The following is a 15,749-nucleotide window of genomic DNA, read 5'->3' as shown; positions in this document are numbered from 1 at the left end:
TTTTTGGCTTGGTTGCTATACAATAATTTTATGTATGCTAAATACAAGGATATTTGCAATAGCAAACGGCCAAGCTTAAAAGCTAAGCTTAGCTGCAAAAGTAATTTAAAGTAGAAAACAGAATGCTAGAGCAATTTATAATTTAAACCATTTTGATAAACAAGGACTCTTTATGCCTAACAGTAACCGCCCAAAAACTGGTCAAGAAGCACTGGCACTACTCAAAGAAGGTAATGTGCGCTACGTGGAAAGTTTGACCAGCACCGACCCCTGTATGCAAAAACGTCCCGAGCTGATCAATGATCAAGACCCTTTAGCGATTATTTTGGGCTGCTCGGACGCACGTGTACCGGTTGAGATTGTGTTTGATCAAGGCTTGGGCGATTTGTTTGTCATACGCGTAGCGGGCAACGTGGTTGCGCCATCGCAAATTGGTTCGGTTGAGTTTGCCGCCGAAAAATTTGGCACCAAATTGGTCGTAGTCCTTGGGCATTCACATTGTGGCGCTGTGACTGCGTGCGTTGAGGCGCTGATTAATCCTGAGCAAAACTACTCACCAAACTTACAGTCAATCGTCGATCGTATCCGTCCTAGCGTCTACAACTTGCATGAGCTTGCAACTGCCAATGGGCAAGATGTCGATGCTGATGAGCTGGTCGATCGCTCTATTCGCGCCAATGTACGTATGTCAGTCAGCCAATTGAAGCATGGTTCGCGCGCATTAGAAGACCTAACCAATAGCGGTCAGCTGCTCGTCGTTGGTGCCGAGTATGATTTAGAGACTGGAAAAGTACGGTTTTTAGACGCTTAATAGTCATTTATCATTAACTATTTAGGATAGTGGGTACACTTTATCATCGAGAACGTATCCGCTATTGATGATTTATGACTATTAAATGATGATTAAAATATTTAAATACGGGAATAATTATGACTGATTCAGAAAATTTGGATAATAAACAAAATGCTATTAACCAAAAAACGATAGCTCAACCTAAAAGTAGCGTAAATGCAGAAGGCGTTCAGCCCATTTCAACTCAGACATCAGGTTATACCTTTAATCACACCATGCTGCGCGTAAAAGACCCTGTCAAATCACTGGCTTTTTATACCGGTGTCTTAGGGATGACGTTATTGGCGGTGAAAAAATTCCCAGCGATTGGTTTTGATTTATATTTCTTGGCTAAGCTTACTGATAGTGAGCGTGATAATTTACCCGCTGGTGATGACTTAGAGATTTTCGCCTTCCGTCAGCGTGGTATTTTAGAGTTAACACATAACTATGGCACTGAAACCCAAGCGGATTTTAGTTATCACGATGGCAATGATGAACCACAAGGTTTTGGTCATATTTGCTTTAGTGTGCCAAGCCTTGATGAGGCGGTTGCTTGGTTTGATAAAAACAACGTTGAGTTTAAAAAACGTCCTGAAGACGGTAGTATGAAAAATATTGCATTTATCAAAGACGTTGACGGTTACTGGATTGAAATTGTACAAGCGGATTTAATGGGCTAATTTTTAAAAGCTTGATAAGCTTATTAATAATATGGATTTATCTAAACCAGCTTATATATTTTAAAAATCATCAATAAAAAAGCCGCTATTTTTAATATAGCGGCTTTTTTGTGTCTGAAAACTGATGCTTATTAGTCTTTTTTCACTTTAAAATCGGTATGGCATGATTTACAGCTGTCACCGACTTGTCCAAGCGCTGGCAAGACTTGATCGACACTGGTCGCTGTTTGTGCCACGGTATTTAACTCAGCTGTAGCTTTTTGGAAGTCATCTGCTTCTGCGCGGAAACCGTCAACGTTGCTCCAAACGGCTTCAGTGGCATTACCCATCGCTTCTTTATTTTCAAAATGACTCCAAGGACTGGCAGAGTCTTTTGCTAAAAATGCCGCTTGTTCTTTAAATACTTCGGCATCAAATGTGTCTGGTGCTTCAGCCATATCGCCCATGATACCCATTGCATCGCCCCAGCTTTTCATGTTGTCTTGACGCGCTTTAACGTCCGGGTCGACTGGCGTACTACAGGCTGTTAGTCCTAATGCCGCTGACATCAATGTGATGCCGACGATAGACTTGAATGATTTATTATTAGAAACCTGTGCCATTTGTATTGCTCCTTTATACGTGGCTAATAAAAAGGTGCCGTGGCATCTGCATGCTCGCCACCTATTAAATTGCTACTATGAATATAAATGTTATGTTGTTGTTTTAAGTATTAAAGACGACTATATCTGCTTAATAGGTAGTTTGTAATCCATATAGCTGTTGCTTAAATAACAAGGGTCAGCATCTATCGCTGACCCTTGTTATTTTATAGCTAATATAGATTAAAAATGGCTATGACCAATGCAGAAATTAACACCGTCTGTGGTTTATTATGCCAATGATGACTATAAAGTCAACCAATCACGCGGTTTTAGATAAAAATCGGTCAATTCAAACTCAGGTGACCCTTTAACAGGTTCAAAGCGATAATGCCAGCTGGCAAGCGGTGGCATACTGACTAAGATAGATTCAATGCGTCCATTACTTTGTAACCCAAACAGGGTGCCACGGTCATAAACAAGGTTATATTCGACGTAGCGTCCGCGGCGATAGAGCTGAAATTCACGCTGCGCTTCGGTGTAAGGTGCATTTTTACGCTGCTCAAAGATGGGCAATATACCCTCAAGATAGCCATTACCGACCGCTTGCATAAATTTAAAGCAAGTTTCAAAATCCCAACCACGACTCTCAAAATTGACGTCATCATAAAATAAGCCACCGATACCGCGCTGCTCATCACGATGACGCAGATGGAAGTATTCATCACACCACTGTTTAAAATCAGGATAGATATTGTCACCAAAAGGAGCGCAGAGGTCATGGCAGACCTGATGCCAATGCACGCAATCAGCAAGCACTGGATAAAATGGCGTCAAATCGAAACCGCCACCAAACCACCAAATGGGGTCTTCACCCTCAGCTTCGGCAATGAATAAACGCACGTTGGCATGGCTGGTCGGCACATTAGGGTTTTTAGGATGCACAACCAGTGAAACGCCCATTGCTTGTGCTTTACGACCGGCAATATCAGGATGGCGAGCCGTTGCCGAAGCGGGCAAGTTCTGCACATGAATATGACTAAACATCACACCTGCTTTTTCAATGACGTCACCATCTGCTAACACGCACGAGCGACCACCGCCGCCTTCAGGGCGTTCCCAATCGTCAGGAACGAAAGTTGCTGGCTTATCCTTGCTGCTGCCGTCGCGCTCTTGCGCTTCTAAGGCTTGGCAGATACGCGCTTGCAAATCGACCAAAAACTCACGCACGCGCATGATGTCGTTATTGGTGGGCGTCACTGCCGTATTGGTTTTTGAAGAATTGTCATGGTTATCTATATCAAGGTTATCTATATTTGGTATGGTCATAAAATATCTAATTATTTACTATTTATTAAGGTGTAAGGCAGTATTGAAGTCTTTATCAAACAGATGCCCCATCCGGTCACGTTTGGTCGCTAGATACTCAGCATTCATATCGTTAACCCCAACCAATAAAGGCACGCGCTCAACGACATTGATACCGTGCTCGGTTAAGTAAGCGACTTTATCGGGATTATTGGTAATCAGGCGCACGCTATCGACGCCGACATGAGCAAGCATCGGTCCGCACATATCATAAACGCGCGCATCAGCCGGTAAACCTAACATAAGATTGGCATCTAAGGTATCATGACCTTGATCTTGCAAGGCGTAAGCACGGATTTTATTGGTCAGGCCAATCCCGCGACCTTCTTGGCGCAAGTATAATATCGCCCCGCAGCCCGTTTCTTGTATCGCTTGCATGGCAGTATTAAGTTGGGGACCACAATCGCATTTTAATGAACTAAATGCGTCGCCAGTGAGACATTCTGAATGGATACGTATTAGTGGCACAGGGCGCTCTGCTAACGATTGATCTTTTTGGTTTGATGCCATGTCAGCGCGATTTAAATTATCAATGGCGGTGTCTGTAATAGAAGTGTCTTGATTGACCACCGAAAGACCGACAGTAAGCATCACATGCTCTTGACCGTCTGCATTTTCAAAGATATGAATATCAAACTCGCCGTGACGAGTAGGTAGTTTGGCACTAGTGATAAATTGATATGACATTAATGTCCTGCATAAGCCGATCATCGTAACGCTAGAGGTCTGTTAAAGCTTTATAATAATAGCTAAAGTATTACATAGTGCTTGATTAAAACAGCATCAGAATGCTGTTTAGTGGAAATACACACAAAGTTCACAGACGGCGCACGATGATTAAAGCGACAATTAAAAATAAATGCTATTATGCCATACTATTTTGACGGATACAGTGACAAGTCTTTGTCCTTACATTACTATGTCGTCACCAATGTTCGCTATCCATGCAAAATCATTGAACATCATTATCAAACATTGTCATAAAGCAGCATCAGGATTTATAACAGCATTGGTCACCATCTTTATCACTGCCTTTAGCGTTATAAGATTAAAAGCAACATAAGATTAAAAGCAACGCCTTATATTAAATAGCGTATTTTTCGTTATTCACAGTTGTATTAAAGGCTGTACTAATAAACATATAGTCGATGGCATTTATCCGTTTATGATGTCCGCACTATTATTAACGCCACTTAGATTATTACTAGTGATAGCCACTGTCTAAGGTCGCATCTTGTCAGCAGATTGGTAGGTATCGTACGTTTTATGCAGCAGTCAACTCATTCCCCACAGTCTAAGTCATTATCTGCGTCAGCCATTGATTCTGCTGCACCGCTATCAAACCTGCAAAAAACATATGCAGCAATTCCGCGTGAGCGTCCGCATACGCCGCTACTTGATACGGTAGACGCACCGATTGACTTGAAGGCGTTTAGCGCAAGTCAGCTAATCACTTTAGCGGATGAGCTACGGCTTTTCCTGCTCTATTCAGCGGGTCAAAGTGGCGGTCATTTCGGGGCCAATTTAGGCGTGATTGAATTGACCATTGCGCTGCATTATCTGTTAGATGCGCCGCAAGATCAGATTGTTTGGGACGTGGGTCATCAAGCCTATGCTCATAAAGTGCTGACTGGTCGCCGTGATAAGCTTGGCACCATTCGCTCAAAAGATGGTTTAACCGCTTTTCCTGAACGCGCTGAGTCGGTCTACGATACTTTTGGGGTTGGTCATTCATCGACATCTATCTCAGCAGCTTTGGGCATGAGCTTGGCGCTTCGTTATCAAGGCATTGCACAAACGGTTGCTTGTATTATTGGCGATGGCGCGATGACCGGTGGCATGGCATTTGAAGCGATGAACGATGCTGTACAACAAGATGCTGATTTGCTCGTGATATTAAATGACAATGATATGTCAATCTCTTGCTCTATCGGTGGTTTTTCGCGGCATTTAGCGACGTTATGGGAATCAGGTTATCAGGTTGATATCTCTGATGCAGGCGAGCCAATATTATGCCAGCGCCCTGATATGCAAGCCTATGACCGTCGTAAACGCCATAATGAGCTGCGCGATGTCCCGCAGCTAGAAGACAATATATTTAAGGCGATTGGCTTTACCTATTTTGGCCCGTTTGATGGGCACAATATCCCTGAGCTATTACGCGTGCTGTCGCTTGCCAAGCAATTAAAAGGCCCAGTGTTAGTCCATATTTATACTACTAAAGGTAAAGGTTTTGCACCCGCCGAATTAGATCCAGTTGGCTATCACGCTATTAGTAGATTGCCTGCTGAAGATAGCGAGAAGAAAGCGGTAACAGCTAGCCTAACAACCAGCAAACCACTATTAAAATACTCGCAAGTCTTTGGGCAGTTCTTATGTGATAAAGCCGCTACTGACGATAAGCTGCTTGCCATTACCCCAGCCATGGAAGAAGGCTCGGGGATGATTGAGTTTGCGCGTCAATTTCCCAAGCGTTTTTTTGATGTAGCAATTGCTGAACAACACGCGGTAACTTTAGCAGGCGGGATGGCAACCCAAGGCGTCAAACCTGTCGTAGCGATTTATTCAACCTTTTTGCAGCGTGGTTACGATCAGCTCATTCATGATGTCGCTCTACAAAACCTTGATGTGATGTTTGCTATTGATCGCGCCGGTTTGGTAGGAGAAGATGGCGCAACCCATGCCGGCGTATTCGATTTTGCCTTTTTACGCTGCGTGCCGAATATGTTGATTGCCGCGCCAAAAGATGAAAACGAATGCTATCACTTGCTGAATACTTGCTATGAATATCAAGGCTGTACAGCAGTACGCTATCCGCGCGGTGTTGGTACAGGTGCTATTATAAAGCAACCTGTACAATTTTATCCTATTGGCAAAGCGGTAGTAGAATCGGTATTAGGTCAAGATGATGCCCCTAATAAATTGGCGTTATTAGCCTTTGGTACTATGGTTGATACAGCTCAGCAAGCCGCAGAAAGTCTGATTAACGATAATATAAAGTCAGACTGTCAGATACATGTGGTTAATATGCGCTGGGTAAAACCTTTAGATACCCATTTGCTCGAAACCTTAATCGAGCAAGGCATTACCCATATCGCTACTTTAGAAGAGCACACGATTATGGGCGGCGCGGGCAGCGCGGTAAATGAGTACTTACTTAACGAATCGCCAGCATTCAAGAATAGCCGCCCAGCAATCTGTAATATTGGTATCCCTGATCGTTTTGTCGCTCATGGTTCGCAAGCAGAGCAAATGGCTGACTGTGGTTTGGATGTTGCAGGAGTCGTCAGTCAGCTCCAGCAATTGCTAAAATAAAACACTATAATCTATAAAAAATTGCTAAAATAGCGGATTGAAAAATAAAGCACGTCTGTTTCCTTGCTTAAACCTCGCCTACTTGCCGTAGGTGTGAATTATTTGACAACTTGGGCGGTAACACTGCTGGCAACCATATATTTGGTTCGCTAGGCGGCTATGGTTTTTTACTATAAGTAATCACGACACTTGTTAATTAAGTAAGTTAAGCGTGAGTTTTGATGCAGGTTTTATTTTTCGTACATTTTATAAGTCACATCTCTTAAGTAGTATTCATTCATCAAGCAAATAGGTTATTTATGGAACCCATGGTCGTCATCGCAGCGCGTGCTGCTGAAAAAGTCGGTAAAGAGATTTTATATGCGCATCAAAACCGCCACAAAATCGAGCTAGATATTGAGTCAAAAGGGCTTGATGGTTTGGTGACCCGCATTGATCGTTTCAGTGAAGAGCTGACGATTGAGACGTTAAAAGCCAGCTACCCAAATCACTCATTCTTGGGTGAAGAGTTTGGTATGCAAGAAGGTCGCGGTGAAGATGCTGACTGGTGCTGGATTATTGATCCACTAGATGGCACCAAAAACTTCGTCCATGGTGTGCCGCAGTTTTGCGTATCTATCGCTGTACAGCATAAAGGCGTCACCCAACACGGTGTTATTTATGACCCTGTGCGTGATGAGATGTTCTCAGCCAGCCGTGGTAAAGGCGCGCGTTTAAACCAACGCCGTATCAATGTGAGCGAGCGCAAAACAATTGACGGCGGTCTATTTACTACCGGTCATCCGCTTGAGCGTAAACGCAATGGCGAAGTTATCTCTTATGCCAAACAGCATTTTGAAAGCCTACAAAAAATCTCTGAAGAGGGCGGTCAAATTCGCCGTTTAGGTTCAGCTGCACTCGACTTGTGCTATGTGGCCGCTGGTCGTTTTGACGGTTATTTTGAGATGTCTATTAAGCCGTGGGATATCGCTGCCGGTGAGCTTATCGTGACCGAAGCACGCGGTGTGGTCGTTGACCATACAGGGGCGCACAACTCGATGACCTCTGGCTCTATCTTTGCTTGTAATATCAAGCTCTTGAAACCATTGATGCAAGTGGTCGTCCCAGCGTGGGGTGATGCGGTATAGTTTTTACTGTTTAATACTTAAGCTGATTAATAGTAAAACGCTAATACTGAAAATAAAAAGCTGGTTCTGTTATGGAGCCAGCTTTTTTGTTTTATTATTACCTTTATCGCCACTTCTATCTTCAACCGTAATGCCTTGGAATTCAAGCTCTTTACTGGTGCGCTCCAACAGCTGCAGCTCTTCTTCTATGAGTACGAGCATATCTTGCACATGCGGCAAAGCTTTACTACAAGCAGTAATCCCAAATTCAATCTTGTCCAAATAACTGGCAAGGGTGATATTCATCGCTTGGCCATTAAATGCGATAGACGCTGGATATAAAGACTGTAGCCGCGCGCCATTCCAATATAGCGGCTTTTCCGAACCCGGAACATTCGAGATAATCAGGTTAAATGCCTGCTTTTTAGGAAACAGACCGGTTGCCAAATTGATGCCTTCCCACGCATAGGAGATGACACTATAGTTGATAACCTGCGCTTGATTCATACGGCGGAAGCGGCGTTTGCCATTATTCATACTGCGATGAATGAGCTCAATTCGGCTGAGAGGATCGTCTAAATGCGTGCCTAAATTGGCCAGTACAAATGACAACTGGTTGCCCGCCACGCTATTATCGGTACGTAATGACATCGGCACAAAGGCAATCAATGGCTTACTTGGTAGCGCATCTATCGATAGTAGATAACGACGAAGAGCACCAGCACAAACGGCAAGTACCACATCGTTTTTACTGATATTTAAGCGCTCAGCGATATCGTTAAATCGCTGTATCTCATAGGATTGCGCAGCGATGCGCCGTGAGGCTGAAATACGTTTATTGAGTACGCTCATCGGTGCGGCAAAGGTACTGACATAACTGTCATCGCCATAATTTTTTAAGTTATCAAGCAGTTCTGTAAACACCGGTTTAATGGTAGATATTTGCTCTTTGATAATTCGCCGTGCTGAGCGCTCTTTAGGCAAAATTGCATCGACCTGATTACGATGGCGTGCCATTAACGACCAAATTGGTAGTGTGACCGGTTCGGTCGGCGATTGAGATAAGGATTTTTTGACGATGCGCATAGCCGCGATGCCATCAACTAATGAATGGTGAATTTTAAAATATAAGGCAAACCGCTCAGGAGCACCTTCGCTTTCTGGTTCGATCCCTTCAATGACATGACATTCCCATAGGGGCATCGCCCGATCTAATAGACGCCCATGCTCTCTTGAAACGTACATCAAGAGCTCGCGTACACGGGCGGGCTTTGGTAGCGCCACATGATGCAAGTGATGCTCAACATCAAAGTACTTGTCTTTTTTCCAAAATATCAAATGCTCAAGCACTTGGTTAAAAGGAAAGGTTGGCGGCACATCAGAGTGTTGCATCTGTTTGACTAACTGACAAACAAAACTGTTATCCGCATTTTCTGGCAATTCGAATAAGAAGAGACCCCCAACATGCATGGGTTGTTTACGCGACTCAAGAAGTAAGAACAACTGGTCGACTGCTGTGAGAAGTCGCATAATAAATCCTTTTATGACGATGAATGAAAAATGGCGATAAATTAAATAAGTATTCAGTTAAACAAGGATAAAGCGTTTAGTGAAAAGCGATTAAAAACCTAAAGATAGCCATAAAAACATCTTAATATAAAAAGCATGGGCTACGGGGCTTTTATTATTTTATTAAGCTATAACCCATATTTTTAGAGACTTAAACTGATTATAAACTCAATTGAGTTATAAGTTTAAAAGCTACTGAAAAAAGTATCCGGTTTGCGGCGAGCTGGCAGTTGCCATCTTGCGCATCGGCATACGACCTGCTAAGAACGCTTGGCGCCCTGCCCAGATAGCATGTTTCATGGCCTGCGCCATCAGCACAGGATTTTGTGCATTGGCAATGGCTGAATTCATCAGCACGCCATCACAGCCAAGCTCCATGGCAATCGCTGCATCAGAAGCGGTACCGACGCCAGCATCAACCAATACTGGTACATTGGCATTCTCGATAATGAGGCTGAGCGTATGGCGATTGAGCAAACCAAGACCAGAGCCAATCAAGCTGCCAAGAGGCATAATCGCCACGCAGCCCATGCTTTCTAACTCTTGAGCGACAATAGGGTCATCAGATGTATAAACCATGACTTCAAAGCCATCATCGATTAACACTTTCGCCGCTTTTAAGGTTTCCATCACATTTGGATAAAGCGTTTTTTCATCACCTAACACTTCTAGCTTAACCAGATTATGCCCACCTAATAGCTCGCGAGCAAGCTTACAAGTACGAACCGCTGTTTCGGCATCAAAACAGCCTGCGGTGTTGGGCAAGATGGTATATTTATCCGGTGAAATCACATCTAATAAATTCGGCTTATTACTATTTTGACCAATGTTAGTACGGCGAATAGCAACGGTGACAATCTCAGCTTCTGACGCGCCAATAGCAGCACCAGTTTCAGCCATATCTTTATATTTACCAGTACCGACCAACAATCGAGAAGAAAATGTACGGCTGCCGACAGTAAAAGTATCTTGTGCTAAAGTGTCTTGTGAAAATGACTGAGCGTTGATAGGAGAGTTTGCAGCTTGTGACATAAGGATAATCCTAATAGCGGGCGAACAAAGGTGACTAACAAGGTTATTACTGTGGTCAATAAGAATTTTTATCAAATAGTAGCAGAGGCAAAACATAAATAGGCGTTATGGGGCTAAATGCCTGCGATGCTAAATGCTAATATTATAACTGCCTAAACAGCAAAGTCATAAATCACATCAAAGCCTTGCTACTTGCGTAAAACAAAATGTTATTATAACAAACTCATGCGCGCTTACTGACAATCTTTACCCAGTTTAACGATTTGAGCAGGTAGCTTGAAAGAGTAAAGTCAGCAGTACTTTTTAGCATGTATTAGATTGTGTTTTCAAGGCTGTTTTCAAAGCCATTTTCAAAGTTATTTTATAAGCTGTTTTATAAGTCCTTTTTTAAATTAGCCACTCACTAGGTCGTCTTTATGCTGCAGCTGCCGTACAGTTTTGCAAAACGCCATCAAATTTTGGCCATTCTTGCTATTGATCCCGAGTTGCCGCCGACACTGGTGTTGACCAAAACCACGCCACTGTCCGCCATTAATGAAGCGGTGCGGTTTTTACAGCAGCAAGGCGTGCGCGGTGTACCAAATTACGAAAGTATCAGCGCCGATGATTTTGAAAAACGCATGAATGCCGCTTATGCCGGTAATACGGGTGAGTCGCAGCATATCGCCGCTGGGCTTGAAGACCATCCTGACCTTGATAGCTTGGCAGATAGCGTCCCCGAAACGGAAGACTTGATGGACCAACAAGACGATGCGCCAATTATTCGTCTGATTAATGCGCTATTGTCTGAAGCGATACGTTTAAATGCCTCAGATATTCATATTGAAACTTTTGAGAAACGGCTAGTGGTACGCTTTCGTGTCGATGGAGAGCTTAAAGAAATCATCACGCCAAAACGCCAATTGGCGCCGTTACTGGTCTCGCGTATCAAGGTCATGGCTAAGCTAGATATCGCTGAAAAGCGTGTGCCACAAGACGGTCGTATCAGTTTAAGACTGGCAGGGCGTGAGGTCGATGTGCGGGTATCGACGCTGCCATCAAGTTTTGGTGAGCGGGTAGTAATGCGACTGCTCGATAAACAAGCAGGTCGTCTCAATATGACGTATCTTGGACTCTCTGATAATGACTATAGCGAGCTTAAGCGCTTAATCCATCGTCCGCATGGCATTATCTTGGTGACTGGACCAACGGGTTCGGGGAAAACCACGACGCTATATTCGGCATTAACTGATTTGAACGACCAAACCCGTAATATTTTGACCGCTGAAGATCCGATTGAGTTTCAGCTCGATGGCATTGGGCAAACGCAGGTTAATAATAAAGTCGATATGACCTTTGCTAAGAGTTTACGCGCCATGTTGCGGCAAGATCCAGATGTGGTTATGGTTGGTGAGATTCGCGATTTAGAGACCGCGGAAATTGCCGTACAAGCGTCTTTGACAGGGCATTTGGTATTATCAACGCTGCATACCAATACCGCCATCGGTGCAGTCACACGTTTGCAGGATATGGGCGTTGAGCCTTTCTTATTATCGTCATCGCTGATTGGGGTCGTCGCTCAGCGCTTGGTACGGACGCTATGCACGCATTGTCATGGCTGGCAAGCTGCTGATAACGAGCAGGCCAAATTATTTACTGAAATTGGTATAGCGGCAAATGCTAAAAGTACAGGTACTGAAAAATTAGTAGAGAATATTATTAATTTGCCGAAACCCGTTGGCTGTGATAAATGTAACAATTCAGGCTTCAAAGGGCGGACGGCGATCTATGAAGTGGTGCCGATTGACGATACCTTGCGCCGGATGATTCATAGTAATACTGCCGAGTACGAGCTAGAAGAATACGCCCGTCAGCAGACGCCATCGATACGAGCTGATGGGCTACGCAAAGTCATAGAGGGTCGGACGACATTAGAAGAAGTGCTGCGGGTAACCAAAGAAAGCGCCCTGACTGATGATGCTATGATTGTATAAAGAAAAACGATTGTATAAAGCAAAACGGTTATTGAGTCAAAAGTCAGTGCAATTGGCTCAATAACCGCGTAATCAAAAAGTTAGTTTGGCTTATTTTAAATAGCGCTGCTATTTTGCGGCGATACATTCAACTTCAACGCTTGCGCCAGCTGCTAGCTCTGAAACGCCAAAGGCTGAGCGTACAGGGTAAGGTTTAGCCAACTCTGCTTTATAGACTTTATTAAAGTCATCAAAATCATCCATATCGGTCAGCATCGCCATACATTTGACGATGTCTGATTTTTGATAGCCGTACTTTAACAAGGTTTCATGGATATTATCGAGCGCTTGTTTGGCTTCCGCTTTTACGCCGCCTTTGACCAATTTGCCGTCTTTAAAACCAATCTGTCCTGACATATAGAGCGTATCGCCGACACGTACCGCTTCTGAAAATGGATAATTGCCACCATCACCGAGAAAGACTGGGCTAGATTTGGTGACGGTTGCATTATTAGTCGTTGGCGCGGCATTGGCAGTAACCGCAAAACCCAAGCATAATGAACAGGCGCTAATCAGCACCGCTTTAGATAATTGAGTAGTCAGTTTATTAATATATATAGACATGCTTGTCTCCTTATTATAGTGGTATTTCTTAAATCCATTTTTTGGTAGCTATTTGCTTCTTTAACAAATTAAAATTAATTACTTTCTAGCTCTTGCGTAGATGCTAGGCCGCTTTCTTCATTTTCAGGTTGCTCATCTTCAGTTTTTTCATTGTCATTTTGCTTATTTTCTAGTTCTTTAGCGGCTTTACCTTGACGGCGTGCTTCTAACTCTGATTTTGGCACCCAAGCCCATAGCATTTCAACGACGATAGGGTCACGCTCACTATTAGACTCGCGGTCATGAATCACGCAAGGAATCACCATCTCACCTTTTGGGGTGTTTAAAATATCTAAGCGTTGCTCGTCCGATAATGAAGCCACGGCGGCAATTTGACCTTTTTTAATCGGACGATAAAAATTTACCGAATAAGACTTAATCAATAATACGCGGTCAGACGGTAGGTTTAAACCCAAAATAAACCCTGTTGCCGTTTCGGCAAGTAAAGTGATGGCCACGGCATGGACGGAGCCAATATGATTTTGCACCGCTTTGGTGTTATTTAAGCTGACCACCACTTGATTGGCGTCGACTGTCTCATAGTAGATGCCCGTTGTGCCCACGTACGGCACCACTTTACCAAAGGCTTTCGATAAAATGCTTGCGCGCGCTCCCGCAGGTAAATACTTAGTGACTGATAGCAGCTTGGTAAATTGGTTACTGATGGGTTTTAAAGTAGTATTTGGTTTTTCGACTGGCAATCTTGTGTTGTCAGCTACTTTGACTGCTCGTTTATTGGTCAGCTTGGTAGGGAGTTTTTTTAATAATTCTGACATACAACATTCCTCAATTTGGAGTGGTTTAATCATATTAATTAACGAAGTTGGTTCATTACGCTAGCAAACCGGATTAATTAACCGATGGTTAGAAATGAGCGTTGAATGAGTAAGATAATAAGCTTTATCCTAGCAGCTATTTTAACGCTGGCGCATTTCTAACTTAGTAAATTTCTAACTATGGTACATTAAGCGCCGTATCGCTACTATTATTAACATGAACTGCTGCGCTTATAAAATATGACTAACGTAACGATATCTTAAATGCTCGCAATAAATATGAGCAATAACGTCGCACTATCTATGGCGCTTAATTTAAAAAAAGCCACGTTATAATAGTTAGACTTTTAAGTGGCTGAATTATGGTTACCGTGATTTTTTAATACTGGATAAGGCTGTGCCGGATATGTCTCCTCAAAAACCTATCAATATCATTTATACCGGCGTCGCTGGTACGGGTAAAACCTATCGCTTGCTACAAATCGCGCAGCAATATACCGACTATTTACCAAGGATAAATGACAAGGAATTATTGGGGCAGTTGCTGCATGAATTAAGCTGGCGTGATGTCGTTTGTTTGATATTTTTAGATTTTAAATCTAAAAAACAGGATTTGGTTAAGGTGCCAGAAATTGTCAATCATGAGTTTTTTGTTAGCAAAGCGGCGCAAAATTCGCGTGATAAAAACTTAAGCAATACCGCATGGTCTGTACTACAAATGCATACGCCTGCTAGCTCACAAACAGTGAGTTATAAAAATCGAGCCAGCCAAGCTTATTTTGATAAAGATAATAGCGGCGCGTGGTATTTTCTTCCAGAAAGCATGGATTTGTTAAGTAACTTAGCGCAGCAATTAGCCGATTTTCAACAAGCACAGTGCGAGAATAATAGCCAAAATCAAGAGTTTCGCCAGCAGCGCTTTAGTATGGTCAGCTTCCATCAAGCCTATGGTTATGAGGAGTTTGTCGAAGGTATCCGCCCTGTGATGGCGGCATCCAGCCATACAACAAATAGTTCATCTCAAATGAGTTATGCCATTCAAGATGGTGCATTCTTAAAATTATGCCAGCGCGCTGCCCACGATCCTGAGCAGCGTTATGCGATGCTAATTGATGAAATCAATCGGGCTAACGTTTCACGCGTCTTTGGCGAGCTATTAAGTTTGATTGAAGCAGATAAGCGTGCCGGTATGGCAAACGCGATGACGGTTAATTTGGCGTATTCAGGGCGGACATTTAGCGTTCCTGCCAACGTTGATATTTATGCCACGATGAACACCCAAGACCACTCATTAGCGCCGCTTGATATGGCATTGCGTCGACGTTTTCGCTTTGTTGACTGTCCGCCGCAGCCTGAATTATTGCCTGTTATTAGTCTCAATCAAGAGTCCGAGACGGCTGATTCAGGAACACTTAACTCAGAAATAATTACTCCAGCACAAACGATAAATTTGGCTAAATTACTAACTGGTTTGAATAATCGTATTACGCAAACGCTAGGGGCAGAGGCGCAATTAGGTCATGCATTTTTATGGTCAGTAGCCAGTCTTGAGCTATTGCAAACGGTGCTCGCTGAACAAATAATTCCGCAATTGGCGCAAGCCGCGGGCGGACAAGTCGCTGTTTTGCAATATATCTTTCAAGATGAGCAGCAGCCGATGAGCGCACAGTTTATCCAAGATAGCCAAGCGCTGATTAATAATGATGCAAATAACTCAGCTAATGCTAGTAGTCCGAATCAGCTGTTCGCAGGACAGCATTCATTTCTCGATCAGTCTATGAGTGCTGGCAGTTATAAAATTAATGCAGATTTAATGAATAACAGCGCTGAATTTGCCAAGCCGTTAGTTTATCAGCGTTTATATTAACAAGG

Annotated in this window: 13 protein-coding genes; 6 read left to right on the top strand and 7 right to left on the bottom strand. The window is 43.3% G+C overall.

Translation table 11 applies throughout. The features are described 5' to 3' along the window. The first annotated feature begins 172 nt into the window (after positions 1-172). Both JMX13_RS07825 and gloA read left to right on the top strand, forming a co-directional pair. Positions 173-811, top strand: a complete 639-nt coding sequence (locus tag JMX13_RS07825) for a carbonic anhydrase (protein ID WP_201611871.1) — start codon at positions 173-175, stop codon at positions 809-811. A 119-nt stretch (positions 812-930) separates the two neighbouring features. Beyond that, positions 931-1,515 (top strand): lactoylglutathione lyase, encoded by a 585-nt coding sequence (gene gloA / locus JMX13_RS07820; RefSeq protein WP_201611864.1) that lies wholly within the window; start codon positions 931-933, stop codon positions 1,513-1,515. 131 nt (positions 1,516-1,646) lie between these two features. On the opposite strand, the gene JMX13_RS07815 is transcribed toward gloA, so the two are convergent. The 3 genes from JMX13_RS07815 to ribA all read right to left on the bottom strand — a co-directional run bounded on the left by JMX13_RS07815 (position 1,647) and on the right by ribA (position 4,151). Then, complete coding sequence (locus tag JMX13_RS07815; protein ID WP_201611862.1) at positions 1,647-2,117, bottom strand: c-type cytochrome; 471 nt, start codon at positions 2,115-2,117, stop codon at positions 1,647-1,649. 285 nt (positions 2,118-2,402) lie between these two features. Next, positions 2,403-3,332 carry an oxygen-dependent coproporphyrinogen oxidase gene (gene hemF / locus JMX13_RS07810; RefSeq protein WP_201611974.1) on the bottom strand — a complete coding sequence of 310 codons (930 nt, stop codon included), beginning with the start codon at positions 3,330-3,332 and terminating at the stop codon, positions 2,403-2,405. Positions 3,333-3,443: 111 nt separating this feature from the next. Then, positions 3,444-4,151, bottom strand: coding sequence for a GTP cyclohydrolase II (gene ribA / locus JMX13_RS07805; RefSeq protein ID WP_201545580.1), 708 nt, complete (start codon positions 4,149-4,151; stop codon positions 3,444-3,446). A 579-nt stretch (positions 4,152-4,730) separates the two neighbouring features. Here ribA and dxs point away from each other — a divergent pair. Then, complete coding sequence (gene dxs, locus JMX13_RS07800; protein WP_201611854.1) at positions 4,731-6,779, top strand: 1-deoxy-D-xylulose-5-phosphate synthase; 2,049 nt, start codon at positions 4,731-4,733, stop codon at positions 6,777-6,779. Positions 6,780-7,078: 299 nt separating this feature from the next. Next, on the top strand, positions 7,079-7,906 hold the full coding sequence (locus JMX13_RS07795) for an inositol monophosphatase family protein (RefSeq protein WP_201611852.1): 828 nt from the start codon (positions 7,079-7,081) through the stop codon (positions 7,904-7,906). 69 nt (positions 7,907-7,975) lie between these two features. On the opposite strand, the gene JMX13_RS07790 is transcribed toward JMX13_RS07795, so the two are convergent. Continuing rightward, positions 7,976-9,415, bottom strand: a complete 1,440-nt coding sequence (locus tag JMX13_RS07790; protein WP_201611850.1) for a WS/DGAT/MGAT family O-acyltransferase — start codon at positions 9,413-9,415, stop codon at positions 7,976-7,978. Between the two features lie 231 nt (positions 9,416-9,646). After that, positions 9,647-10,486, bottom strand: coding sequence for a thiazole synthase (locus JMX13_RS07785; RefSeq protein ID WP_201611848.1), 840 nt, complete (start codon positions 10,484-10,486; stop codon positions 9,647-9,649). Positions 10,487-10,902: 416 nt separating this feature from the next. Between JMX13_RS07785 and gspE the strand changes: the two genes are divergently transcribed. Next, on the top strand, positions 10,903-12,459 hold the full coding sequence (gene gspE / locus JMX13_RS07780) for a type II secretion system ATPase GspE (protein WP_201611846.1): 1,557 nt from the start codon (positions 10,903-10,905) through the stop codon (positions 12,457-12,459). Positions 12,460-12,567: 108 nt separating this feature from the next. Here gspE and JMX13_RS07775 read toward each other — a convergent pair whose 3' ends face one another. Together JMX13_RS07775 and JMX13_RS07770 are read right to left on the bottom strand one after the other, a co-directional pair. After that, positions 12,568-13,062, bottom strand: coding sequence for a RidA family protein (locus JMX13_RS07775; protein WP_201611844.1), 495 nt, complete (start codon positions 13,060-13,062; stop codon positions 12,568-12,570). Between the two features lie 74 nt (positions 13,063-13,136). Then, positions 13,137-13,877, bottom strand: a complete 741-nt coding sequence (locus JMX13_RS07770) for a DUF4442 domain-containing protein (RefSeq protein WP_201611842.1) — start codon at positions 13,875-13,877, stop codon at positions 13,137-13,139. Positions 13,878-14,283: 406 nt separating this feature from the next. On the opposite strand from JMX13_RS07770, the gene JMX13_RS07765 reads away from it, so the two are divergent. Next, a complete protein-coding gene (locus JMX13_RS07765; RefSeq protein WP_201611840.1) occupies positions 14,284-15,744 on the top strand; it encodes an McrB family protein in 1,461 nt (486 codons plus the stop codon). The last annotated feature ends 5 nt before the right edge of the window (positions 15,745-15,749 follow it).

Source organism: Psychrobacter immobilis (assembly GCF_904846285.1).
Classification (GTDB): Bacteria; Pseudomonadota; Gammaproteobacteria; order Pseudomonadales; family Moraxellaceae; genus Psychrobacter; species Psychrobacter immobilis_D.
This window is presented reverse-complemented; position numbering and strand designations above follow the sequence as displayed.

Excerpts from the sequence above, each read along its gene's own strand:
- JMX13_RS07775 (WP_201611844.1), bottom strand. The coding sequence starts at position 13,062 with ATGTCTATATATATTAATAAACTGACTACTCAATTATCTAAAGCGGTG.
- JMX13_RS07790 (WP_201611850.1), bottom strand. The coding sequence starts at position 9,415 with ATGCGACTTCTCACAGCAGTCGACCAGTTGTTCTTACTTCTTGAGTCG.
- ribA (WP_201545580.1), bottom strand. The coding sequence starts at position 4,151 with ATGTCATATCAATTTATCACTAGTGCCAAACTACCTACTCGTCACGGC.
- gloA (WP_201611864.1), top strand. The coding sequence starts at position 931 with ATGACTGATTCAGAAAATTTGGATAATAAACAAAATGCTATTAACCAA.
- hemF (WP_201611974.1), bottom strand. The coding sequence starts at position 3,332 with ATGCGCGTGCGTGAGTTTTTGGTCGATTTGCAAGCGCGTATCTGCCAA.
- JMX13_RS07825 (WP_201611871.1), top strand. The coding sequence starts at position 173 with ATGCCTAACAGTAACCGCCCAAAAACTGGTCAAGAAGCACTGGCACTA.
- JMX13_RS07785 (WP_201611848.1), bottom strand. The coding sequence starts at position 10,486 with ATGTCACAAGCTGCAAACTCTCCTATCAACGCTCAGTCATTTTCACAA.
- JMX13_RS07815 (WP_201611862.1), bottom strand. The coding sequence starts at position 2,117 with ATGGCACAGGTTTCTAATAATAAATCATTCAAGTCTATCGTCGGCATC.
- gspE (WP_201611846.1), top strand. The coding sequence starts at position 10,903 with ATGCTGCAGCTGCCGTACAGTTTTGCAAAACGCCATCAAATTTTGGCC.
- dxs (WP_201611854.1), top strand. The coding sequence starts at position 4,731 with ATGCAGCAGTCAACTCATTCCCCACAGTCTAAGTCATTATCTGCGTCA.
- JMX13_RS07795 (WP_201611852.1), top strand. The coding sequence starts at position 7,079 with ATGGAACCCATGGTCGTCATCGCAGCGCGTGCTGCTGAAAAAGTCGGT.
- JMX13_RS07765 (WP_201611840.1), top strand. The coding sequence starts at position 14,284 with ATGTCTCCTCAAAAACCTATCAATATCATTTATACCGGCGTCGCTGGT.
- JMX13_RS07770 (WP_201611842.1), bottom strand. The coding sequence starts at position 13,877 with ATGTCAGAATTATTAAAAAAACTCCCTACCAAGCTGACCAATAAACGA.